General features: G+C 70.5%; 2 protein-coding genes. Both read left to right on the top strand.

The features are described 5' to 3' along the window. On the top strand, positions 1-1,053 hold a 1,053-nt coding region (locus tag Asi02nite_RS41120), incomplete at its 5' end, for a DUF5005 domain-containing protein (protein WP_203719462.1). Next, positions 1,050-1,877: an SMP-30/gluconolactonase/LRE family protein gene (locus Asi02nite_RS41115; protein WP_203719461.1), complete on the top strand. Its 828-nt coding sequence runs from the start codon at positions 1,050-1,052 to the stop codon at positions 1,875-1,877. The genes Asi02nite_RS41120 and Asi02nite_RS41115, both read left to right, overlap by 4 nt. The last annotated feature ends 164 nt before the right edge of the window (positions 1,878-2,041 follow it).

Genomic DNA, 2,041 nt, shown 5'->3' with positions numbered 1-2,041 from the left:
GCCCTCGGCGGGACACCCGCCACGGCCGCCGGTCGCCCGCTCTCTGTTCGGTCCGCCACCCCCAACACGAAGCTCGGCAACCTTTTCACGGCGTACGCCAACACCGGTGTCGGCTGGACCGGCGCGGACAGCACCTATTCCGGGAAGCTGCCCGGCGGCCGCGAGATCTGGATCTTCTCGGACACGTTCCTCGGGCCGGTGAACCCCGACGGCGGCCGGCCGACGACCGCGCCGTTCATCAACAACTCCGTGATCGTGCGGCGGGGCAGCAAGCTGTCGACGGTCACGGGCACCGTCGACGGCGAGCCGGCCGCCATCTTCCGGCCGGCGGACGCGTCCAACTGGTACTGGATGGGGCCGAACCTGGTCACCGGCAAGCTCTGGCAGCAGGTCGTCAACGAGTACACGAAGACCGGACCGGGCAGCTGGGACCTCGGCTACGTGCGGACCGCCGTGGCGCACGTCGACACGGACCGGCTGGACCGCCCGGTCGCCTACCACCCGCTGCCCTCGTTGCCGCCGACCATCAGCTGGGCGGCCTGGTTGCAGCGAGTCGGCGGATACACCTATGTGTACGGTGTCGAGGACCTCGGCGCGTCGAAGCACATGCACGTGGCCCGGGTGCGCGGCACGGACCTACGCCGGCCGTGGCGGTTCTGGACCGGCGACGGATGGTCCGCGGAGCCGGCCGACTCGACCCGGGTGTTGACCGGCGTGGCCAACGAGTACAGCGTGACCCCGTGGCGCGGCCGCTACCTGCTGGTCACCCACGACACCAACGAGCTGTTCAGCGCGCGGATCCTGGGGTACGTCGCCGACGCGCCGACCGGGCCGTTCACCGACCCGGTGATGCTCTACACGACGCCGGAGACGGGGCCGGACGGCAGCTACGGCAACCCGAACATCATCACGTACAACTCGCACATCCACCCCGAGCACAGCACCGACCGGCGGCTGCTGCTCACCTACAACGTGAACACGCTGGCGAACGACGAGCACTACCAGGACGCCAGCATCTACCGACCGCGCTTCGTCGACGTGGAGCTGGCATGAGACTGCATCCTTCCGCGCCGGAACCGTACGTCCTCTTCGACGGCTTGCTCAGCAAGCCACGGCTGGACCACGCCGAGTGCGTCGTGGTCGGGCCAGACGGCGCGCTGTGGTGCGGCGGCGAGGGCGGGCAGATCTTCCGGATCGAGGGCGACCGGATCGAGGAGGTGGCCTCGACGGGGGGTTTCCTGCTCGGTCTGGCCCTCGGCCCGGACGCGCTCTACGCGTGCGACCTGGCGCTGCCCGGCCTCTGGCGGCTCGACCTGGGCACCGGGACGCTCGACCGGTTCGACACCGAGATTCCCGGGCACCCGCTGGTCAACCCGAACTATCCGCTGCTGCTGCCGGACGGGGGGCTGCTGGTCTCCGACAGCGGACGGGCCGGCGAGCCGCGGGTGGGCCTGCTGCGCTACGGCGCGGACGGGCGCGGCGAGGTGTGGCTCGACGAGCCGCTCAACTTCGCCAACGGGCTGGCCTGGAGCCCCGACCGGCGGACGCTCTACATCGCCGAGTCGTGGGGCTACCGGATCGCCTCGGTCGACGTGACCGCCGACGGTCGCCCGGCCGGCCCGGTGCGCACGTACGCTGAGACGCCCGGTTTCGTCGTGGACGGCATCGCGGTCGACCCGGACGGCGTGCTCTACGTGGGCGCCTACGAGCCGAGCGCGGTGCTCCGGGTGCCCGCGCCGGGCCAGGTCGAGGTGTTCGCCCACGACGAGACCGCACACCTGCTCTGCCACCCGACGAACCTGACGTTCCGCGGCCAGGAGCTGGTGGTCGCCAACCTGGGCCGCTGGCACCTCACGGGCTTCCAGCTCAAAGCTTAGGGCTCGGGCGCAGGAAGATTCGGAGAGATGAATCTGAGGGGAGGCGCAGATGGTCACGAAAGCCCACGTCGCATCAGTACCGCCTGCGTCCCGTCATCCTCACTACCACCAGTGTTTGGTGCCAGCGGCCAGCGACAACCCTTGGCCGGGGCAGCAACGCCACC

Source organism: Asanoa siamensis (assembly GCF_016862555.1).
GTDB lineage: Bacteria > Actinomycetota > Actinomycetes > Mycobacteriales > Micromonosporaceae > Asanoa > Asanoa siamensis.
This window is presented reverse-complemented; position numbering and strand designations above follow the sequence as displayed.